21 protein-coding genes are annotated in these 21,341 nt (G+C 62.5%); 10 read left to right on the top strand and 11 right to left on the bottom strand.

All coding sequences use genetic code 11. From position 1 onward, the window contains the following. Genes J6497_RS06430 through J6497_RS06415 form a run of 4 tightly spaced genes read left to right on the top strand, consistent with a single transcriptional unit; the run spans position 1 to position 4,130 of the window. Positions 1-549, top strand: a complete 549-nt coding sequence (locus tag J6497_RS06430; protein ID WP_225703405.1) for a TRAP transporter small permease subunit — start codon at positions 1-3, stop codon at positions 547-549. Beyond that, positions 546-1,835, top strand: coding sequence for a TRAP transporter large permease (locus J6497_RS06425; RefSeq protein ID WP_225703404.1), 1,290 nt, complete (start codon positions 546-548; stop codon positions 1,833-1,835). The genes J6497_RS06430 and J6497_RS06425 overlap by 4 nt, the downstream gene beginning before the upstream one ends. 25 nt (positions 1,836-1,860) lie before the next feature. Next, positions 1,861-2,898, top strand: a complete 1,038-nt coding sequence (locus J6497_RS06420; RefSeq protein ID WP_225703403.1) for a TRAP transporter substrate-binding protein — start codon at positions 1,861-1,863, stop codon at positions 2,896-2,898. Beyond that, entirely contained in the window at positions 2,895-4,130 is a 1,236-nt protein-coding gene (locus tag J6497_RS06415) for a CaiB/BaiF CoA transferase family protein (RefSeq protein WP_225703402.1), read from the top strand. The genes J6497_RS06420 and J6497_RS06415 overlap by 4 nt, the downstream gene beginning before the upstream one ends. Positions 4,131-4,204: 74 nt before the next feature. On the opposite strand, the gene J6497_RS06410 is transcribed toward J6497_RS06415, so the two are convergent. From J6497_RS06410 to J6497_RS06375, 8 genes are all read right to left on the bottom strand, one after another. Continuing rightward, positions 4,205-5,074, bottom strand: a complete 870-nt coding sequence (locus tag J6497_RS06410) for an HpcH/HpaI aldolase/citrate lyase family protein (protein ID WP_225703401.1) — start codon at positions 5,072-5,074, stop codon at positions 4,205-4,207. Positions 5,075-5,078: 4 nt separating this feature from the next. Continuing rightward, on the bottom strand, positions 5,079-5,567 hold the full coding sequence (locus J6497_RS06405; protein ID WP_376708171.1) for a MaoC family dehydratase: 489 nt from the start codon (positions 5,565-5,567) through the stop codon (positions 5,079-5,081). Further along, a complete protein-coding gene (locus J6497_RS06400) occupies positions 5,564-6,772 on the bottom strand; it encodes a CaiB/BaiF CoA transferase family protein (RefSeq protein WP_225703399.1) in 1,209 nt (402 codons plus the stop codon). The genes J6497_RS06405 and J6497_RS06400 overlap by 4 nt, the downstream gene beginning before the upstream one ends. Before the next feature lie 24 nt (positions 6,773-6,796). Further along, positions 6,797-7,513, bottom strand: a complete 717-nt coding sequence (locus J6497_RS06395; RefSeq protein WP_225703398.1) for an ABC transporter ATP-binding protein — start codon at positions 7,511-7,513, stop codon at positions 6,797-6,799. Beyond that, positions 7,510-8,268, bottom strand: coding sequence for an ABC transporter ATP-binding protein (locus J6497_RS06390; protein WP_225703397.1), 759 nt, complete (start codon positions 8,266-8,268; stop codon positions 7,510-7,512). The genes J6497_RS06395 and J6497_RS06390 overlap by 4 nt, the downstream gene beginning before the upstream one ends. A 2-nt stretch (positions 8,269-8,270) precedes the next feature. Then, positions 8,271-9,302: a branched-chain amino acid ABC transporter permease gene (locus J6497_RS06385; RefSeq protein ID WP_225703396.1), complete on the bottom strand. Its 1,032-nt coding sequence runs from the start codon at positions 9,300-9,302 to the stop codon at positions 8,271-8,273. Further along, the gene (locus tag J6497_RS06380; protein ID WP_225703395.1) at positions 9,299-10,201 is read right to left on the bottom strand and encodes a branched-chain amino acid ABC transporter permease; all 903 of its coding nucleotides are present in this window, start codon (positions 10,199-10,201) and stop codon (positions 9,299-9,301) included. Before J6497_RS06380 ends, J6497_RS06385 begins: the two co-directional genes overlap by 4 nt. 97 nt (positions 10,202-10,298) lie before the next feature. Further along, positions 10,299-11,558 (bottom strand): ABC transporter substrate-binding protein, encoded by a 1,260-nt coding sequence (locus J6497_RS06375; RefSeq protein ID WP_225703394.1) that lies wholly within the window; start codon positions 11,556-11,558, stop codon positions 10,299-10,301. A gap of 169 nt (positions 11,559-11,727) precedes the next feature. Here J6497_RS06375 and J6497_RS06370 point away from each other — a divergent pair, with 169 nt between their 5' ends. The 6 genes from J6497_RS06370 to J6497_RS06345 all read left to right on the top strand — a co-directional run bounded on the left by J6497_RS06370 (position 11,728) and on the right by J6497_RS06345 (position 18,018). Beyond that, on the top strand, positions 11,728-13,224 hold the full coding sequence (locus tag J6497_RS06370; RefSeq protein ID WP_225703393.1) for an AMP-binding protein: 1,497 nt from the start codon (positions 11,728-11,730) through the stop codon (positions 13,222-13,224). Next, positions 13,221-13,880, top strand: coding sequence for a TetR/AcrR family transcriptional regulator (locus tag J6497_RS06365; RefSeq protein WP_225703392.1), 660 nt, complete (start codon positions 13,221-13,223; stop codon positions 13,878-13,880). Before J6497_RS06370 ends, J6497_RS06365 begins: the two co-directional genes overlap by 4 nt. Continuing rightward, positions 13,870-14,643, top strand: coding sequence for an SDR family NAD(P)-dependent oxidoreductase (locus J6497_RS06360; protein WP_225703391.1), 774 nt, complete (start codon positions 13,870-13,872; stop codon positions 14,641-14,643). The genes J6497_RS06365 and J6497_RS06360 overlap by 11 nt, the downstream gene beginning before the upstream one ends. Before the next feature lie 10 nt (positions 14,644-14,653). Beyond that, a complete protein-coding gene (locus J6497_RS06355; RefSeq protein ID WP_225703390.1) occupies positions 14,654-16,573 on the top strand; it encodes a flavin-containing monooxygenase in 1,920 nt (639 codons plus the stop codon). A gap of 20 nt (positions 16,574-16,593) precedes the next feature. Then, positions 16,594-17,235 (top strand): 2-hydroxychromene-2-carboxylate isomerase, encoded by a 642-nt coding sequence (locus J6497_RS06350; protein WP_225703389.1) that lies wholly within the window; start codon positions 16,594-16,596, stop codon positions 17,233-17,235. A gap of 528 nt (positions 17,236-17,763) precedes the next feature. Then, positions 17,764-18,018 carry a hypothetical protein gene (locus J6497_RS06345; RefSeq protein WP_225703388.1) on the top strand — a complete coding sequence of 85 codons (255 nt, stop codon included), beginning with the start codon at positions 17,764-17,766 and terminating at the stop codon, positions 18,016-18,018. Between the two features lie 34 nt (positions 18,019-18,052). Here the strand turns inward: J6497_RS06345 and J6497_RS06340 are convergent, their stop codons facing one another. Genes J6497_RS06340 through J6497_RS06330 form a run of 3 tightly spaced genes read right to left on the bottom strand, consistent with a single transcriptional unit; the run spans position 18,053 to position 21,197 of the window. Continuing rightward, positions 18,053-19,063: a glutathione S-transferase N-terminal domain-containing protein gene (locus tag J6497_RS06340; protein WP_225703387.1), complete on the bottom strand. Its 1,011-nt coding sequence runs from the start codon at positions 19,061-19,063 to the stop codon at positions 18,053-18,055. A gap of 38 nt (positions 19,064-19,101) precedes the next feature. After that, a complete protein-coding gene (locus J6497_RS06335) occupies positions 19,102-20,499 on the bottom strand; it encodes a sensor histidine kinase (RefSeq protein ID WP_312010230.1) in 1,398 nt (465 codons plus the stop codon). 20 nt (positions 20,500-20,519) lie between these two features. Continuing rightward, positions 20,520-21,197, bottom strand: a complete 678-nt coding sequence (locus tag J6497_RS06330) for a response regulator transcription factor (protein WP_225703386.1) — start codon at positions 21,195-21,197, stop codon at positions 20,520-20,522. Between the last annotated feature and the right edge of the window lie 144 nt (positions 21,198-21,341).

The following is a 21,341-nucleotide window of genomic DNA, read 5'->3' as shown; positions in this document are numbered from 1 at the left end:
TTGCTCGACGGAATATTGAAGGCGCTGGCGACGATCGAGAAGATCGCCTCCACCGTGGCGGCAGCGTTCATGTTCGCCATCATGATCATCGTGTTCGGCGATGTCATCATGCGCTACGCATTCAACAAGCCATTCTCCTGGGCCTATGACCTGATCTCGCTCTATCTGATGGCCGGCATCTTCTTCCTGGTGCTGTCGGAAGCCTATGCGAGCCATGCCCATGTGAGCGTCGATATCCTGCAGCAGAAGTTCTCGCCAGCGATGATCCGCATCTCCGAGATCATCACCTGCATCGTCGGCATCATGGTGTTTACCCTGATCGCCTATCTCGGCTTCCTCCGTGCCGTCGACAGTTTCCAGTCTGCCGACGTCATGGCAGGCGCCATTCCCTGGCCGATGTGGCCGTCGATTGCGCTCGTCCCCTTTGGGGCCGGGCTGATCACGCTGCGCCTTGCGCTGCACCTGATCGGTCACCTCCTCTCGCTGGCCACCGGCCGCGCGTTGATCGCGCTGCCGTCGTCGCACACCACTGGGGAAACCTTCGAATGACACTCACGCTCGCGATGATCGTGCTGTTCGTTCTGCTTGCGATCGGCACGCCGGTTGGCTTTGCCATGGCCGGTTCGGGGGTGCTCGGTCTCTATCTGATCGGCGGCATGCCGATGCTGTCAGGCATTCTGCAGACCGCGCCGTTGTCTGCAGTGACCTCCTACGAGCTCATCACCATCCCGATGTTCCTGCTGATGGCGGAGTTCGTGCTGGTCAGCGGCATCGCCGACGATCTATTCAAGGCGACCGCCGCCTGGGTCGGACGCATCCCGGGCGGGCTCGGCATGGCGACCGCGCTCGCCGGCGCCGGCTTCGGCGCGATCTGCGGCACCAGCACCGCTTCCGCTGCAACGCTGTCAGCAACCAGCCTGCCGGCGATGCTCAAGCAGGGATATGAGCCGAAAATGGCGGCCGGCGTGGTGGCGATCTCGGGCACGCTGGCAATGCTGATCCCGCCATCCGTGGCGCTCGTCATCTATGGCCTGCTCGCCGAAGTGAATATCGGCGCGCTGCTGATCGGCGGCGTCATTCCAGGTATCCTCGTCACCTTCACCATCATCGCGACAGTCTGGTTCCTGGCCTGGCAGGATCCATCACGCGCGCCGTCGGCTCCGCCGGTCTCGCTCGCGGAGAAACTCCGCATGCTCCAGGTGGTCGGCCCGATGCTGCTGCTGTTCGGCATGGTGACCGGCGTGATCTATACCGGCGTTGCTACGCCGACCGAAGCCTCCGCGCTCGGCGCCTTCGGCGCGTTCGTCCTCGCGCTCTGGAAGGGCAAGATCAGCTGGAAGAGCCTGCGCGCCGCGCTGCTGCGCTCAGCGCATGGCACCTGCATGATCGCGATGATCCTGTTTGGCGCCTCGATCTTCGGCTACTTCTTCACGCTGACGCAGGTGACGCAGAGCCTGGTCACCTGGGTCGGCGGCTTGCAGGTGCCGCCCTGGCTGATCCTCACTATCATCCTGTTCGGCTATATCGTGCTCGGCTCCTTCATGGACCAGATCGCGATCCTGGTGCTGACGGTGCCGATCGTGCTGCCGCTGATCAAGTCACTCGGCTATGATCCGCTCTGGTTCGGCGTCATCAAGATTGTCACCGCCGAAGTCGGCATGATCACGCCGCCAGTGGGGCTGAACTGCTTCGTGGTGGCCCGCTATTCCGGGCGCCCGGTCGGCGAGGTGTTTCACGGCGTTCTTCCGCATTTCATCGCCCACCTGATCGCAATCGCTGTCCTGGTGATCTGGCCGATGATCATCCTGTGGCTGCCGATGAAGATGGGCTACTGACATAAAGAAAGGGAGAGAAAACAAAATGAACTTTCGTCTGCAGAGACGCTTCGTCCTTGCTGCGCTGACAATTGCGGCCGTGACGTCTCCAAGCGCCGCCCAAGAAAAAATCACGTTGCGCCTCGCCGACAGCCTGCCCAACGGCCATGTCATCCACGAGCTGGTTGGCAAGCCGTTCTCCGAGCTTGTGACCAAGATGACCAACGGCCAGGTCACCTTCCAGCACTTCCCCGCCGAGCAGCTCGGCAAAGCCAAGGACATGGCGCAGATCACTGTCGCCGGCGTCGCCGACGTTTCCTATGTGGTGCCCTCCTATTCATCGGACAAATACCCGCTGACCGCGGTCGCCGAGCTGCCCGGCATCTTTGAGACCGAATGCCAGGGGTCGATCGCGTTCTACAAGATCTCGCACAATGGCGACATCCTCGAGACCAAGGAATTCGCGCCGAACCAGCTCCGCCCGCTGGTGACGATCGCGCTGCCCGCCTATCAGATCCAGCTCGCCAACAGCCGCGAGATCAAGACCGCGAAGGATCTCGAAGGCCTGAAGATCCGCACTACCGGTGGCGCGATGGACCTGATGACGCGCTCGATCGGCGCGGTGCCGGTGCGGATGGCGGCGCCAGAAATCTATGAATCGCTCACCCGCGGCACGCTCGACGGGCTGATCTTCTCCTACCAAAGCTCGGTTTCCTACGATTTCGGCAAGATCCTGAAATCCGGTACCGAAGGGCTCAATTTCGGCACAGCGATCTTCACCTATTCGATGGGCGAGGCGAAGTTCCGGTCGTTGCCCGAGAAGGTACGCAAGGCGCTGGTCGAAGCCGGCGAACAGACCACGCGCGAAGGCTGCAAGCGGTTCGAGGACGGCGAGAAGGCTGCGACCGAGAAGATCAAGTCGCAAGGCATGAAAGTCATCAACTTCAGCGCTGATGACAAGAAGCAGTTCGACACCGCCTTCAAATCCGTCGCCGAGGATTGGGTGAAGGACATCAACAAGCGCGGCAAGCCGGGCACCGAGGTGTTCAAGGCCTTCACCGAAGCTTTGGCTGCAGGCCGTTGAGCGCGCGTGCCCAAGACCACGCAGCGAAGCCGGCAGGTCCCCTCGCCGGCTTCAAGGTGATCGATCTCACCAGCGTCATGATGGGTCCCTATGCGACCATGATCCTTGGCGACTATGGCGCCGACGTGATCAAGGTGGAAAGTCCAGATGGCGACGTGATGCGCCATGCCGCGCCGATGCGCCATCCAAAAATGGGCGCGATGTACCTGCAGGGCAACCGTAACAAGCGTTCCATCGTGCTCGATCTGAAGACGTCGGGTGGGCGTGAGGCGCTGTTACGCCTCGCATCGACGGCCGACGTCTTCGTTCACAATGTCCGGCCGGCCGCTATGGCGCGTCTGAAGCTCGGCGCCGATGATCTGCTCGCGGTCAATCCGAGGCTGGTCTATGCGAGCCTGCACGGCTTCGGAGAGACCGGCCCCTATGCCGGGCGACCGGCCTACGATGATCTGATCCAGGGACTGACGGCGCTGCCGGCGCTCACCGGCAAGATCACCGGCGAACCACGCTACTCGCCGGCCACGATGGCCGACCGTATCGTCGGCCTGAACGCCACGCACGCGATCCTCGTCGCGTTGATCCATCGCGACCGTACCGGCGAAGGTCAGGCGATCGAAATCCCAATGTTCGAGACCATGGCGCAGTTCGTGCTCGGCGACCACATGGCCGGCCGGAGTTTCGAGCCGCCGATCGGCCCGCCCGGCTATTCGCGATTGCTGTCGCCGGACCGCAGTCCTTACCAGACCAGCGACGGTTATATCTGCGCGCTAGTTTATTCCGACAAGCAGTGGGACGCCTTCTTCCGCGAGATCGGCCTGAAGAACGAAGCCGATCGCGATCCTCGGCTGAACGGCATTTCGGCGCGCACACGCAACTATGATTTCGTCTACGACTGGTTTTCAAAAGTGATGAAGACCCGCAGCACCGCCGAATGGATGAACTTGTTCGAAGAGGCCGACATTCCGCACGCTCCCCTGCACGATCTCGACAGCCTGATCGACGATCCCCATCTCGCCGCGGTCGGACTCATCCAGTCCATCGAGCATCCGACCGAAGGAACACTCCGCGTCGCCGGCCCCGCCGCGACCTGGAGCAAAACCCCGCCCTCGATCCGCCGTCATCCACCGCGGCTCGGCGAACACGGCGAGGAAATCTTGCGCGAAGCAGGATTTTCGGAGGATGAGATAGCGCAGCTTGTCGCCGAGGGTGCGCTGATCAACTCAGATTCGTAGGGTGGGCAAAGCGCAGCGTGCCCACCTCTTCTAGCACCGACCGTAAATGGTGGGCACGCTGCGCTTTGCCCACCCTACGCACCACGCACCTTATCCCGCCGCAGCGCCAGGATCTTCTCCGCGGCGCGCAAATGCGGTTTGTCCAGCATCTTGCCATCCATCTTCACCACGCCGGACGGATTGCCCGCAAACACTGCAACGACGCGCTCCGACCACGCGATCTCCTCATCGGTCGGCATGAAGGCGGCATTGACGACGTCGACATGCTTTGGATGGATCACCGCCTTTGCCAGGAAACCGTCCTGCCGCGCCGTGATGCATTCCTCCCGCAGCGCGTCGAGATCGTTGATGTCGGTCGCGATCGTATCGATGGCGACGACGCCGGCGGCGGCCGCGCTGATCAGGCAGAGATCGCGCGCCAGCCAGAACGGGCTGTGAAAGCGGCCATTGGTGCGGTTGCGCGAGGCTCCGAGCGAAGCTGCGAGGTCTTCGGCGCCCCACATCATGCCCCACAGCCGCGGGCTCATGTTCTCGAAGTCGAGCAGTTTCAGCACCGCGCGCGCCGTCTCGGTCGCAACGGTCACAATGCGCGTCGTGCCCTGCTCGATATTGGACGTCGCTTCGAACGCATCGAGGTAAAGCGCGAGCTTGTTTACGTCGGTAGCCCCGGCACATTTCGGCAGGACGATGCCATCGGGTTTCCCCGGCATGACGGCTGCGAGATCGCCCAATGTCATGTCGGTATCGAGCGCGTTGACGCGGATATAGATCTTCTGATCCGGATTGCGGGAATTCAGCATTTCGCGCGTGATGCCCCGCGCCGCCACTTTCTGGTCTGGCGCGATCGAATCCTCGAGATCGAGGATCAGCGCGTCCGCGGCCGTCTTCTTCGCACTTTCGAATTTCCGGACACTGTCGCCGGGAACAAACAGGAACGAGCGCATCGTCTCACGCTTTCGGTTTGCAGAGCATCAAGCCGGTGCGGCGGCAGCTCGCCACCACCTCGCCGCGCTGGTTGGTCATGGTGTGCTCGAATTCCACGAGCCCCTGGGTCGGCCGCGACTTGCTCGGCCGCTTCGAGACGATCCTGGTGTGCGCCCGCAGCGTGTCGCCATGAAACACCGGTTTCGGAAACTTCACATCCGTCATGCCCAGATTGCCGACCGTCGTCCCGAGCGTCGTATCGTAGACGCTCATGCCGATCATGATGCCGAGGGTATAGAGGCTGTTGAACAGCCGCTGCCCATATTCGGTCTTCTCGGCGAAATGGGCATCGAGATGCAGCGGCTGCGGGTTCATGGTCAGCAGACTGAACATGGTATTGTCCATTTCGGTCACGGTCCGGCTGAATTCATGATGGAATTCCTGCCCGACCTCGAACTCCTCGAAAAATAGTCCTGCCATAGCTTCTCCTGTCCTTTGGCGCGCGTCGCTCAATTCGAGCAAGACTGGCGGACCGCACCCGCGTTGATCAATTCATCGATGGCCGCGCTGTCGAAGCCGGCCTCTGTCAGAACCTCGACACTGTCCTGCCCGATATCCGGCGAGGGACGCAAATCGTCCTCCGAAAGGCTGGCGATCCCCGGCGTCCGCGGTGCGTAGACCGGGCCGACGCCGGGCGTATCCTGGCAGACTGCGGCCTTGGTCGCCTCGACGTGCGCATTCCTCAGCCATTCGCCGGGATTGAGAATCCGCTCCGCGATGATATCGGCCGCATGCAGGCGCGTCAGCCACGCCTCGGCTGTTTGGGTCAAGAAGACCTCCCGTAGCTGCGGGATCAGCATATCAGCCGAATCCGCACGCCTGGCGAAATCGGCAAAGCGCGGATCGGTGGCGAGGTCTTCACGTCCGATCGCCGCACACAGCCGCTTGTACTGGGCTTCGTTCACCAAGGTGACCATCATCCAGCCGTCCTTGGCCTGGTAGGTGCCGGCCGGCACGTTGAGCGCGCGCGGTGCACCGCCCTCCAGGATGAACTCTGCAACCTTGTGGCCCAGCAGCGCCGCCGTCGACTGGCAGAGATTGACGTCGATCCAGCGCCCGGTGCCCGTCGTCGCGCGCGCGAACAGCGTGGTGGCGATCGCCTGGAAGGCATAGACGCCGGTGACCACGTCGGAGATCGTCGTGCCGACCCGGTGCGGTGTACCGTCGGCGCCAACATTGATCGAAACAAGGCCCGAAAACGCCTGCGCCACGGAATCCGATCCTGGACGCTTGGCATAAGGTCCGCTTTGTCCGAAGCCGCTGACCGAGAGATAGATCAGGCCGGGATTGTCACGCGACAGCGATTCATAGCCAAGCCCGAGCCGCGCCGCCACGCCGGGCCGAAAGCCTTCGATCAGGACATCCGCTTCCTTTGCCAGCTTCTGAGCAATTGCCATTCCATCCTTGTGCTTCAGATCGAGGCACAGGCTGCGCTTACCGCGGTTATAGACCGCCGACAGCGTGGTGTGGTTGCCATAGGTCGTACCGAGATAGCGCGACCAGTCGCCCTCGGGCGGCTCGACCTTGATGACATCGGCGCCGTAGACGCCGAGCAGCATCGCGCAATAGGGCGAGGCGATGCCCTGTCCGAAATCGAGCACGCGAAGGCCGCGATAGGGCGCCTCGTGCGTCGGCGCCAGCCTGTTTTCAACCGCCATTCATCCTCGCCATGGGACCGAAGGCTACAGCGCAAGATAACGCTGCCGAATGTTGTCGTTGGCCTTCAGCTCTTCGATGGGAGATGTGTAGACGATTTGGCCCTTGTCGATAACCGTCGCGTGGCTCGCAAGGCCAAGGCAAAAATGCATGTTTTGCTCGGCGATCAACACCGTGGCGCCGGTCGCGCGAAGCTGGCGCAGCAGTTCGCCTATCCGTTGCACGATGATCGGTGCCAGTCCCTCGCTCGGCTCGTCCAACAGCAGCAGCGCGGGGTTGCCCATCAGCGTCCGGGCGATGGCCAGCATCTGCTGTTCGCCGCCGGACAGCCGTCCCGCGATCCGGTAGCGCAATGGCTCGAGCAGTGGGAAGACGTCATAGATGCGCCGGATCGACCATTCGTCCTCGCCATTCGGCCCCTTCTTCTGGCCGATCACGAGATTGTCTTCCACCGTGTGCTCCGGGAAGATCTGGCGGTCCTCCGGAACAAAGCCGAGCCCGGCGCGCGCGATGCGATGCGGCCTCATCCCCGAGACGGTCTTGCCGTTCAGCGTTACCTTCCCGCGGCGCGCCGGCGCGAGCCCCATGATCGCCTTCATCGTGGTGGACTTGCCGGCACCGTTGCGACCAAGCAGCGCCATGGTCTCCCCCTGCCGCACCGACAAGCCGACACCGAACAAGATCTGGCTGGTGCCATAGTAGACGTCGAGATCCTCGATCTGCACGACCGGCAGAGCGCTCATGGCACGGCCTCGGCATGTTCTTCGGTGCCGAGGTAAGCCTCGATCACCGCTTCGTTGCGCCTGATGGCGTCAGGCGTGCCGGTCGCGAGGATGCGGCCGTAGCAGAGCACGACAATCCTGGGCGCGATCTTGAACACGATATCCATGTCGTGCTCGATGAAGACGACCGTGATCTTCTGCGTCTCCCAGAGCTCCCGGACCTTGTCGATCATGCGCCAACGCTCTTCGGTGCCCATGCCGGCGGTTGGCTCATCCAGCAGCAGCACCTTTGGGTCGAGCACAAGCGCCAATGCGATATCCAGAAGCTTCTGGTCACCATGCGACAGTGTCGCGGCGGTGCGGTGACGCTTGTTGGCAAGGCCCAGCAATTCCATCGCGTGCTCGGCGCGGTCCCGCGTCTCGGCGAGCGGGAAACGCCGGTGCAGCACGGTCGAGCGGCGCTGATCCGCGCACACTGCGGCGAGCATGGTCTCCTGAACCGTCAGCGAGGGAAAGATGCTGGCGACCTGGAACGCCCGCCCGATGCCATGCCGCACGATGTCGGATGGCGCCTTGCCGGCGAGATCGACGCCATTGAGCAGCACCTGGCCGGAGTCCGGCCTGAACGCACCTGTGATCAGGTTGAAGAACGTGCTCTTGCCGGCACCGTTGGGGCCGATCACAGCCGTCAGCGAACCATCGGTAAAATCCAGCGAAACATTATCCGTCGCTTTCACGCCGCCGAACGACTTTGAGAGCCCGCGAATATCCAACATGGCTAGCCGCGCTCCCCTGGCCCGCCGCGACGCTGCGCATACCACTCGAGCACGTAGTCCATCAGGCCTTTGCGCAGGCCGATGGCGAAGAACAGGATCACGACGCCGAGCACGATGCCATGATATTCCGTGAAGCGGGTGACGGTGTCGTTGAGGACCAGAAGCAGCACCGTGCCGACCGTTGGGCCCAGGAAGGTGGTGACGCCACCGAGCATGTTGATGAAGATGCCCTCGCCTGAAATCGTCCAGTAGGCGAATTCGGGGTAGGCACCGGAGACGAACAGCGCCATGACCATGCCGCCGGTGGACGCAAACAGCGCCGCCAGCACGAAGATCGTCAGCTTGGCGCGCCAGACATCGATGCCGATGAAGCTCGTGCGCCGCGCGTTGTCGCGGATCATGCGCAGCGTATAGCCGAACGGCGATTGCGCGATCTGGCGCATCAAGAGCAAACCGAGTACTAACAGCGCGCAGCTCGTGATGTAGAGATGCACATGATTGGCAAGGTCGATGCCCAGAAACGCCGGCCGCGGAATGCCGCCGCGCAGGCCCTGGTCGCCGCCGGTCAGCGACGCCCAGGTCAGGATCGTCGAATGGATCAGCATCTGGAATGCCAGCGTGACGAACGCGAAATAGATCTCCTTCAGCCGAACGCAGATCGCCCCAATGATCGCGGCGAAGACGGCAGTGATCGCGAGCGTTGCCACGAAAGCCACTGGTATGGGCACGCCGGTGCGCTGCATCAGCAGGCCGAAGCCATAGGCCCCGAGCCCGAAGAACATGCCGTGCCCGAACGAGATCATGCCGGTGTAGCCGACGAGGAGGTTGAGCGAGGTCGCGAACAGGCCGAAAGCCGAGCAGCGGATCACGAAATCGAGCAGCGCCTTGCTGCCGAAGAACAGCGGCAGCGCGGCCAGCACGGCAAAAGCTATCAGCGCGATCAGCACGTCGAGATAGCGCGAGCGGAACGAGCGCGTTTCGATGCGCGGCGTGCTCAAGGTCTCCGATGCCCGTTCAGCCTGCAATTCGGTCATGCGACCTCCTTGCCGAACAGGCCGCTCGGCCGCGACACCAGGACGATCACCATGAACAGGTACATCAGGCCTTCGGTGAACAGGGGAAAGCCGAGCGAGCCAAACGACCGGATCAGGCCAATGAGCAGCGCTCCGACCAGCGCCCCCAGGATCGAGCCCATGCCGCCGATCACGGTGACGATGAAGGATTCGATCAGAACCGAGAATCCCATTCCCGGCGTCAGCGAACGCACCGGCGCGGCAAGCGCTCCCGCCAACCCGGCAAGCATGCCGCCGAGCGCGAAGACCCCGCCATAGATCAAGCCGGTATTGATGCCTAGCGCCGATACCATGCCCGGATTATGGGCGGCCGCGCGGATCACCTTGCCGATCCGGGTGCGGGCAAGCCCAAGGCCGAGCACCATGGCGGCGGCCAGCGCAACGCCGATCAGCAGCAGATAATAAGGCGGCACGACGCCGCCGGCGATGAACAGTGGCGGCACCTGGAACGCCGATGGCATGCCCATCGACTTGAATTCAGGCCCCCACACCATGCGCACGACGTCGTCGAAGATCAGCACGAAGGCGTAGCAGACCAGCAATTGCATCAGCACGTCGGCGCCATAGACCCGGCTCATGAACACGCGCTCGAAGATCAGGCCGAGGATCGCCGTCCCCGCCGCCCCACAAAGCATCGCGAGCGCAAAGCTCTCGGAGAGCTGATAGGCCGTCATCGCGAAATAGGCGCCGAACATATAGAAGGCGCCGTGGCTGAAATTGACGACTTTGAGCACGCCGAAGATCAGCGTCAGCCCGACGGCGACGAGGAACAGCAGCATACCGATGATAAGGCCGCTGGTGGTTTGCGTCACCAGACAGGCCGGACTGGCGAGACAGCCAGCAAGCGCGTCTATATCCAATGCAGCATTTCCATCCCAGCGCGCCGAGACCCCCAGCGCGCAAACTTAAGCGAAAGCGTGAGTGGAAGCGGCCTGCCTGCCTCCACTCACGGACCGGTCAGGTATAGCCCTTGCTCTTCTTCCACTCGGCTTCGAGTTCGAAGATGGTCTTCCAATCGCCGGCTTTCACTTCCGGCACGTACGGCTCCTGCGGAATCGTGGTGCCCCAACCGATCGCATAGCCAACCAGGGTGTTGTCTTCCGCGCGCATTGTCACGGTGCCGTCGGCACCGAACGGGCATTTGATGGTCAGCCCGCGCAGCGCTTCCGCCACCTTCTTGCCGTCGGTGGAGTTGGCCTTCTTCGCCGCTTCAGTGAGCAGCATCACCGCAGTCGCATTCTGCCACGACCAGTTGGTCGGATATTCGTTGTACTTCGCCCGGTAGGCATCGCCCCACGCGGCGTTCTCAGGTGTTTTCGGGAACGTCTTGATGTAGCGGTTGCCGGAGTGAATGCCCTTCGGCAGGTTCTTCACCACCGTGAGGGCGGTATAGTCAGCCATGTTGACGGCGAAGAGCTCCATCTGCGTGAACAGCGCGTAGATGTTGGCCTGGTCGATATAGGAGGTGAGATCGCCGCCCCACAGGCACGTATACAGCGCCTGCGGCTTTGCCTGCAGGATCTTCGTCACCACCTCGGTGTAGTCAGGCTGGAACAGCTTTGGCCAGGACTCGCTGATGATCTCGACGTCGGGCGCAAAGCGCTTGAGGTAGAGCGCGAATTCGCCGGTGGTATCGCGGCCGTAGGCATAATCCGGCGAGCAGGTCGCCCATTTCTTCAGGCCCTTGGCTTTCGCGATCGCGGCCGCATAGCTGCCGCCGACGATGGAATCGTGGATGCCCTGCCGGACGCAGCGGAACGCGTTGGGAAGATGTTGCTTCGGATCAGCGGTCAGTGACGAGGCTTCCGAGCAGGTATGGATGCAGAGCACGCCGAGATCGCGTGCCACTTCATGCACCGCGAACGATCCGGACGAAGCCTCGGCGTCGAACAGCACCTCGCAGCCGTCGGTGTTGACGAGTTCACGCGCGACGCGGGCGGCTTCCTGCGGCTGGCCCTTGGAGTCACGGATCACCATCTCGATCTGCCGGCCGGCCAGGCCGCCCGCGGCGTTGACCTTCTCGACCTCCAGCAGCACGGCGTTACGCGAGGACGTGCCGAGCTGCGCAACGCGGCCCGACAGAATCGTCGGCATGCCGATCTTGATGGTTTTGGTCTGCGCGCGCACCACCCATGGCGCAGCAATCGTTACCGCACCGGCGCCCATCACCGCCAGAGTCGCACGGCGGCTGATGCCCGGTTGACGGGTTCTCGTCATTTTCCCCTCCCAGTCGGGTTGTCGTTCCCTATTCCCTTGCCGGAGATCATCTCGTCTCCGTGGTCACAAGGATTTCAGAGCATGGGGGGTGACGTCAAGCCAAAGATGAATTACGAGTCATGGTTCATCGGGGAAGGAAACAAGGCCGAAACGGCCCTTTGAGCGGCAGATGATCAACCTTTCGAGCTTCATCGCCTTTCATGCCAAGCGGACGCCTGATCGGTGTGCGCTGAAATATCGCGGGGAGGACATCTCCTATGGCAGCTTCGACCAGCGCATCCGCCGCGCGGCCGGCTGGCTCGCCTCCTGTGGCATCGGCCCCGGCGACGTCATCGCGGTGCTGATGAAGAACAGCGCCGCCTTTCTCGAACTGGTGTTTGCGACCAGCCATATCGGCGCGGTGTTCCTGCCGATCAACTATCGCCTCTCCGCCGATGAGGTCGGCTACATCGTCGGCAATTCCGGAGCGCGCATCCTGATCGCGGATGAAGAACTGGGGGCGATCACAGCGGGAAATGCGCCGGTCGTACTGCTCGATGAAGCCACGCAATCGACCGCCACGCAGCTCGCAGGCGATATCGCGCCCGCGCCGATGCATGTCCGCCAACCGCAGGATCTGATGCGGCTGATGTACACGTCAGGCACGACCGATCGTCCCAAGGGCGTGATGCTCAGCTACGAGAATATGTACTGGAAGTCGGCCGACCAGACGCTGGTGCTCGGCCTTGATGCGGATACGCGCCTCCTTGTCGTCGGCCCGCTCTATCACGTCGGCGCACTCGATCTGCCTGGAATCGCGGTGCTCTGGCACGGTGGAATGCTCTCGGTCCATCGCGACTTCAGGCCCGACCGGGCGCTCGCTGCGATCGAGACAGAGAAGCTGAACGCGGCGTGGTTCGCCCCTGTGATGACCACCGCGATCCTGACCTGCCCCACCCGCGACCGCTACGACGTCTCCAGTCTGCAATGGGCGATCGGGGGCGGCGAGAAGACGCCGGAGGTGCGTATCCGCGCCTTCTCCGACTATTTCAAGAATGCCCGCTACATCGACGCCTATGGTCTGACCGAGAGCGTCGGCGGCGATACCTTCATGGAGCGGGGCCGCGAGATCGAGAAGATCGGCTCGACCGGCCGCGCCATCGCTCATATCGAAATCGAGATCCGGGATGACCACGGCAATCGGCTTCCGGCCGGCGAGAACGGCGAGATCTGCCTGCGCGGACCGAAGATCACGAAAGGATACTGGCAGGATCCGGAGAAGACTGCGGCCGCCTTCTTCGGCGACTGGTTCCGCACCGGCGACGTCGGCTATCTGGATGAGGAGGGTTTCCTTTATCTCACCGACCGCAAGAAGGACATGATCATCTCAGGCGGCGAGAACATCGCCTCCTCCGAGGTCGAGCGCGTCATCTATGAAATGCCTGAGGTTCGCGAGGTCGCGGTCATCGGCGTGCGCGATGAGCGCTGGGGCGAGAAGCCGGTCGCGATCGTCGTGCTTGCGGAAGGCGCCGCGCTGGATCTGCCCGCCTTGACCGACTACTGCCGCGCGCGGCTCGCCGGCTTCAAAGTGCCGAAACAACTGATTATTCGTGACAGCCTGCCACGCAACCCTTCCGGCAAGGTACTCAAGCGCGTACTGCGCGCTGAACTGGAGGCTACTGCATGAGCCAAGCATCGCGCGCCGCTCCCGCCAAAGTCACCAAGCTCAATCGGGTCGAGCGCAACGCCTGGACCAAGCAAAAGATCTTCGATGCCGCGACCAAGGTGGTTGGTCAGTATGGCTACGCTGAAGCTTCCGTCGCCCGCATCACCGAGGAAGCGGGCGTCGCGCAAGGCACCTTCTACAACCATTTTGAGAGCCGCCAGGAACTGCTCGAACAGCTCTTGCCGAAGATTGGGCTGGACATGGTGCGCTTCATCCACGCGCGCACCGGCACCGCGCAAACGGCGCGGGAGGAGATCGAGCGCTTTTCCTCCTTCTTCGATTTCATCCTCGACGTGCCAGAGTTTCTGCGCATCCTCAACGAGGCCGAGTTCTTTGCGCCGATGGGCTACCAGAAACATTTCGAGAATATCTCGACCGCCTATGTGCGCATCCTCCGCCGTGCGCGGCGGGCCGGCGAGATCATTGATTTCAGCGACGAGGAGTTCGAGGCCGTCGTGCAGATGCTGATGGGCGCGCGCGGCTATCTCAGCCGCCGCTATTCCTACGCCGGCGGCAAGGTCACCGCCCCGCCCGACCATGTGATCTCCGCTTATCGCAAGCTTGTGACCCGCGGGCTGTTCAACAGAGCAAGTGAGGATAACGGTCATGAGCACTGACGGACTCGTTCTCGTCACCGGCGGCAGCCGCGGCATCGGAGCCGCCACCGCCACGCTGATGGCCGACCAGGGCCAGCGCATCGTCATCGTCGACATCGCGCCGGAACCGCTGGTCGGAACCGATGCGATCCTCTGGCCTGCCCCCTTCGACGTCGCGAGCGAGGCGACCGTCACAGCCGGCATTGCCGATATCGAGGCCGCGCACGGGCCGATCACCGGCCTCGTCAATGCTGCCGGCGTGTTCGGCAAGATGCATCGGATCGAGCGCGTGCGGATGGAGCAATGGGACCGCGAGGTCAATATCGACCTGCGTGGCACCTTTCTGGTCGCCCGCAGCGTCGGCGTGCGGATGGCTGCACGGCGAAACGGCGCCATCGTCAACGTCGCCTCCGTCGCCGGCATGACCTCCGGCCCGATCCACGCCTATACCGCGGCGAAGGCCGGCGTCATACAGATCACGCAAACGCTTGCAGCCGAGTGGGGCCGGGTCGGCGTGCGCGTCAACGCGGTATCGCCGGGCTTTACCCGCACGGCAATGCTGGAAGCCGGCATCGCCTCGGGCGCTCTTGACAAGGAACTGCTGTCACGGCCCACCGCCATGAACCGGCTGGTCGAGCCGTTCGAAGTAGCGCAGGCGATCGCCTGGCTGCTTTCCCCGAAAAGCAGTGGCGTCACCGGCATCAACCTGCCAGTCGATGCCGGCTTTATCGCGGGCAGCACATGGGCCGCCTATGGCGGGCTGCCGGAAGCACCGGAAGCGTGAGGACAACAGCATGAACATAGAAATGTCGCGCAAGAAACTGGACCTTGCCTCTGCGATCGCCGAAGGCGATATCCGCGTGCTGCTGATGGTGCTGGTGCACATGACCGGCGACGAGCGTTGGCTCGAACCGCCGTACAAGCCCAAGCGCGACGTGCGCCTGATCCCCGATCCGGACGCCGGCGTGCCGAAGGAGATCCAGGACGAAATCCGCGCGGCGGTCCTGAAGCTCTATGAGAACGGCGAGCCCAAGCCTGTTATAACCGACCCCGGCAATGAGTTGATGCTGAAGATGATGTGCGCGACGCTTGGCGAGAACGTCGCGGCGGAATATGCACCGCTGATGCGCGAGGAGATGGGCTTCATTCCGCGCGACGCGCGCTGGACCAAACGTCCATCGGACAAGAGGCTCGCCGAACAGCACGTCCTGATCGTCGGCGCCGGCGTGTGCGCGATTGCACTTGGTGTCGCGCTGGACCGGCTCGGTATTCCCTACACTATCGTGGAGAAACAGGACGAGATCGGCGGCACCTGGTACGTCAACCGCTATCCCGGCTGCGGCGTCGATACACCGAACCACTCCTACTCCTTCTCCTTCGGCGAGCGGAACCAGTGGACCCGCTACTTCGCGCCGCGACAGGAACTGCTCGACTACCTCTTGAAAGTGGTGCGCGAACACGGCATCCGCCGCCATGTTCGGCTCAACACCGAACTGACCGCGTCGCGCTGGGACGAGAACAAGCGGCGCTGGATTTCGATCCTCAAGACCAGGGATGGCGAAGAAACGTTCGAGTCGACGGTTCTGGTCAGCGCCATCGGCCAGCTCAATGACCCCGCCCCGGCTCGCTTCAAGGGCGAGGAGGACTATCAGGGTCTCGCCGTGCATTCGGCGCTGTGGTCCAATGATATCAACGTTGACGGCAAGCGCGTCGCCGTGATCGGCACTGGCGCTACCGCAATGCAGCTCGTGCCCACCATTGCCGATCGGGTTTCATCGGTCACGGTATATCAGCGCACCGCGCAATGGGCGCGGCCGGTCAAGGGCTACTCGGACCCGATCACGGAGGGCGCGCAATGGCTGCTCGCGCACTTGCCCTTCTATGTGCAATGGTACCGCTTCAACATGTTCTGGCGCTATGGCGACGGCCTGCTGCCGTTCCTGCGCAAGGATCCGAACTGGCCGCATCCGGCGCGCGCCGTCAACAAGGGCAATGACCGTCACCGGCAGGAGCTGACGGATTTCATCCTGTCCGAGCTCAAGGATCGCCCCGACCTCATCGAAAAATGCGTGCCGACCTATCCGCCCTATGGCAAGCGCATCCTGCTCGACAACAACTGGTTCAAGACACTAACAAAGCCGAATGTCGAACTGGTCACCGATCCCATCGATCACTTTGTACACAACGGCATCGTCACGGCGGATGGCAAGCAGCGTGCGCACGACGTCATCGTCATCTCCACCGGCTTCAGGGTTTCGGAGATGGCGGCACGGCTCAACATCACTGGGCGCGCCGGCAACAATCTCAGGAACGCCTGGGCCAACGACAACCCGACGGCCTATCTCGGTTTGACCGTGCCAAACTTCCCAAACCTGTTCCTGATGCTGGGTCCGAACTCAGGACCTGCGCATGGCGGCAGCGTGATTTTCCAGTCGGAATGCCAGAGCCGTTACATCTCGGCTTGCCTGGTCGAGATGATCGAGGAAGGCATCGCCGCCATCGATGTCAGCAAGGAAGCGCACGATCAATATGTCCGCAAGGTCGACGCCGAGCATGAGCAGTTGATCTGGACCCATCCGGGCATGACGACCTATTACCGCAACAGCCAGGGCCGCGTATTCTCGGCCATGCCCTGGCGCTTCGTTGATTACTGGGCGATGACCCACGATCCCGATCTCAGCCAGTATCGGCAGACGAAACGTGCAGATGCTTGAGAGCGGAAGGACGACCCGGGATGGAGAAGCCTCGCGTACGCATCTACACCGACTACAAGAGCCCTTACGCCTTCGTCGCCAACAAGCGCCTGTTCGAGCTTGAAGAGCAGCATGGCGTCGAACTGGAGTGGCTGCCCTATGCGTTGCGGGTCGCGGAGTTCATGGGGACGGTGGAAGAACGTACGCCGCATTTCTGGCGCAAGGTGCGCTACGCCTATATGGACGCGCGGCGTTTCGCCAACGCGCAAGGGCTGACGATGAAAGGGCCGCGGCGAATCTACGACGCGATCTATTCCAGCGCCGGCATGCTGTTCGCCCAACGCCATGGCCTGTTCAGGCCGTACCACGACACGGTTTTTCGCCGGTTTTGGAACCATGATCTGGAGATCGACGAACTATCTGAGATCGCTGGCGTGATCGCCTCGATCAGTGGCTCGGCGAAAGACTTCGAGGAATATGTTCATGGGCCCGCGCGAGCGGAACATGATCGGATCATCGGGGAAGCGGAAGCGCTCGGCGTGTTCGGCGTTCCGACGATGGTGTTCAACGGCGAACTGTTCTGGGGCGGCGATCGCATTGACGTGCTGATCGAGCGCATCAACGATCCGGTGTCCGCTGCGACGGCCCTTGGCAGCCGGCACAAGAAACGATCAGGCGCGTGATGGTTCCCTCGCCTCGTCAGGGAACCCCGACTTAACTTGACAGTCTCCAATATCTGCCGCAGCATTTTCTCGATGCACTTGTTGGGGTGCTGGAGCCTTGGCTCCCCGCCTCGCAGGAATTGCCGGCTGATCATGTGGTCAGACGGCAGGCAGAGGGTACGGACAGATGTCCGTCGGGCCCACTCTTGGAGAGGAGCATGACGCCACCGGGCCAGTCCAGTGACCTTGCTCACGAGCAAGGTCTCGGCGCACGTTGAGGTGAACAGCAGCTGCTAGCCGCCGCGTTGCGCCATCAACAATCTGAACATATCCGCAGGATTGGAGCGCAAAGGCCACGCGCTTGTCGATCCAGAGTTATCCTGGTGTCTACCAGAATCCTTCGCTAAAACGAAGATGCAGGGCCCCGCGATGCTCCAATGCACCGGGGCCCATTAATTTGCGGATGAGGCGGCACTGAGATCCGCCATCCCGATCCGGAACCGAACTCCCCTTCGCGCGCTAACTTCTCTCGAACCGAGGGAGGTCATGATGAAACGCTATCCGCTTTGTCTCGGCGTGGTCGCGGCGCTCGCGGCCGTCGCCCATGCCCCTGCTCTCGCCCAGAGCACGAGAACGGGTCCGACGTTCTATGTCGTGCTGAATTCGCTGACCAAGAGTTGCTCCGTCGCCGACAAGACGCCAAAGACGGATACGCCGAACATCACGGTCGCGAGCGACACGGTTTACAAGAGCCGGGCCGAGGCGGAGGAAGCCATCAAGACCTTGCCATCCTGCACGCGATAGGCAGGTTCGCTTGTTGCAAGGACAGCCGATTAGTCTAGTGGGCGGCGAGATGCACCCAGCATCCGGTGCGCTCGAGCAGCGGCTGCAGAGCGTCGCGGTCTGCCGCATTCAGCGCTGCAAATTTCTCGCGTAGCTGCTGCAGGCACTTGACCTGATATTTGAATGGCGCGAGCGCATAAGGCAGACCCCAGACGCTGATCTCGAGCCGCTCCAACCCCTTCGCAAGGGCCTCTGCATTGGCGACCAGGAACGGCAGATAGAGCTCGCCGGCAATCTTCAACAGCGCCTCGGCCCATCCATTCAGCGCCTGCTCGCGCGGATACCAGGCGCCATCGACGCCGGAAGCATCATCGAGCCGCCGCACCCAGTGGTCGGTGAATGGCGCCACGGCCCGCATGATTCGCATCGGCGTCGGATCGGTCGCCATTTCGCGGAGTTGGCCGAACCAAGCGAAATCCGCCAGCGAGGGCCTGCTGCCGAACAGATATCTGGTCATCCCGACATGCGGCTCGAACGCTGCGAGAATGCGCCGGTAGCTTTCTTCGAGCAGCGGCTTGTTCTCTGCGGTCGCCCCGAGGATCGCCATGCGCGAAATCTGTCGCTGCCGGAACTCCTCGATCTCCTCCGCGCTGCCGGTCTCCGCCTCCGAGGTCGACCATTCCTCGCCGGCCCAGCGCGAGACATAGGTCTGGTCTTCCACATCCCACCAACGGTAGAGGAACAACGGCTTCACCGCCCATTCGTCGGCGAGGTCTTCCAGGACATCGCAAATGAACGCGACCGACTTGTCCTCGGGGATCACCGATCGACCGGCATGCCGCGTCTCGAGATCGTAGGCGAGCGTCGTCGTTTCGCCACGATAGCTCCCGTCGGGATATTGCAGCACCGGGATCAGCATCGGCCGCAGATGCGCCGTTGCCTGACGCAGCGCCTTAGTCATGATCACCCAGTCATGCGGGATCCGGCGATAGCGCAGCAATGCGCGCAGCTTGAGCGCATAAGGCGACGCAGTGGATCCGATCAGCCGATAGCGTCCTTCGGTCATGACTGCCCTCGATTCCTCCCGAACTGTGCACGCCCAGTTTAGGCCATCGGATCCGGGCAAGCGATCTCGACGCGGCATCCCGCGCCGGGATGAATGGTCAGCCGGAAGCCGTGCAGCTTGACGATCGCAGCCACCAGATTGAGGCCGAGGCCGACGCCCGGCGTGTTACGCATCTTGTCGGACCGATAGAAGCGCCGCAGCACCGCGTCGCGTTCCTCTTCCGTGATCCCGCTGCCGGTATCGTGTACGCGGATCATCGTTTCGTTCCCGTTGCGCAACAGTTCGATGTCGACCTTGCCCCCCTCCGGAGTGAACTTGATGGCGTTGTCGACGAGATTGGTGACGGCTTCGATCAACAGGTCCCGATCGCCGCGCACGTTGAGCGGGTGCTCGGCGTGGACACTCAGCGCGATATTCTTGTTCTCCGCGATCGGCTCATAGATGTCGCAGACTTCGCGCAACATCTCATGCAGTGGCACGATGCCGAAGCCGGCCGACCGCCGGCTGTTCTCGATCTCGGCAAGCCGCAACAGCGCCGTGATGATCGTCAGCGACTGATCGATACCGGCGATCGCCTTGTCTGCGACCGTCTGAAGCTGCTCAAGCGACGTTGCATGGGTGCGCCCGCGCTCAAGCGCGAGCCTGGCGCGCGTCAGCGGCGTCCTGAGATCGTGGGCGATATCGTTGCCGACGCCGGCCAGAGCGTTGATCATCGTTTCCATCTCGTCGAGCATGCCGTTGACGACGACCGCGAGCTTCGAGAACGGCTCGCTGCCATCGCTATATGGCAGCCGTTCACGCAGATCACCGGCGATAATGCGCTGGACGCGCTGGTTGACCTCCTCGACCTGCCGCTGCGCGCGCACGCTCAGCCAGGCGCCGGCCAGAAGACAGATAATGAATGCCGGAAATAGTCCGAACGCAAGCGCTTCGCCGACGACATGCGAAATCTCGTTGGTCTCATCGACATTGCGCGCAATCACCAGGAGGTTGCCATTTGGCATCCGCTTGCTGATGGCGCGGACTGAGTGATCGTGATTGGGCTGGTCTACCCTCGCCGCCGTGACGCTCTGCGCCGGCGCGTCAATCTTGAGACCGATCGGAAGACGCTCCATGTTGCCGGCCAATCTCCGCCCGTCCGAGCCAAACACCCCTGCAAACTGAACGCCCCGCGAGTCCTGCCGCAAATGATCTTCAATAGCATCGAGCTGGCGCTCCATCGGCAGCATCGTCATGAAGGAGATCTGACGGGCGAGCATGCGGTCGGTCCGATCGATCAGATAGTTGTCGATCTTCACGTAGATGAAACCGAACAGCGCGATCATGAAGACGGCAAGGACGCCCGCCACCGCAAGTGCCCAGCGAAAGCTGTTCGAGCGGATGAATTGCCACTGGCCCATCGGGTTCGGATGTCTCTGCATGACGTCAACGGCCATCGATCGGAGCGCGCAATATCTCAGGAGGCAGCACGGAGGATGAAACCGGCACCGCGGACATTCTGGATCATCGGAGTTTCTCCCGGTCCGTCCACCTTGTGGCGCAAGCGGCCCATATGCACGTCGACCAGATTTGTCGCCGGGACGAACTTGTAGTTCCAGACCTCTTCAAGCAGCATGGCGCGCGTCAGCAGCTGGTCGCTGCGCCGCATCATATATTCGAGCAGGCGAAATTCGCGCGGCAGGAGATCGATCACTCGATCGGCCCGCTTGGCGCTACGCTCGATCAAGTCGAGTTCGAGCTGCCCCACGCGCAGCAGCGTCTCGCGCGATTCCACTGGCCGCCGGAGCAGCGCTTCTATCCGGGCGATCAGTTCCACGACGGCGAAAGGCTTGGTGAGATAGTCATCGCCGCCCATGCGCAAGCCCCGCACACGGTCATCCACCGCACCGAGTGCGCTTAGCACCAGCACCGGTGTGCGAACCTGCTCCTTCCGCAAGGTCTCGATCACGCTGAGCCCATCCATTCCGGGTAGCAGGCGGTCGACGATCATGGCGTCAGGCCTCAGGCTGCGTGCCTTGTCGAGACCCTCTCGACCATTGGCCGACCATTCAACCTCGAAGCCGCGTTCGGCGAGTTCGGCCGTGATCTCCTCGGCAGTCTCGCCGTCATCCTCGATCAAGAGCACCTTTGTCATCAGTCCGTTCTCGACAACCATCATGCCGGAGGCCCAATTGCCACCGGGGCCGCTCGGAGCGCGGCGCCGTCAGCCTGCACTTCAGGTCGGGGATGCGCCCGCTCAACGGCTGAACTGGTCTCCGCCTCGGGCGGTGGGGCCGCC

The organism is Bradyrhizobium cenepequi (genome assembly GCF_020329485.1).
GTDB lineage: Bacteria > Pseudomonadota > Alphaproteobacteria > Rhizobiales > Xanthobacteraceae > Bradyrhizobium > Bradyrhizobium cenepequi.
This window is presented reverse-complemented; position numbering and strand designations above follow the sequence as displayed.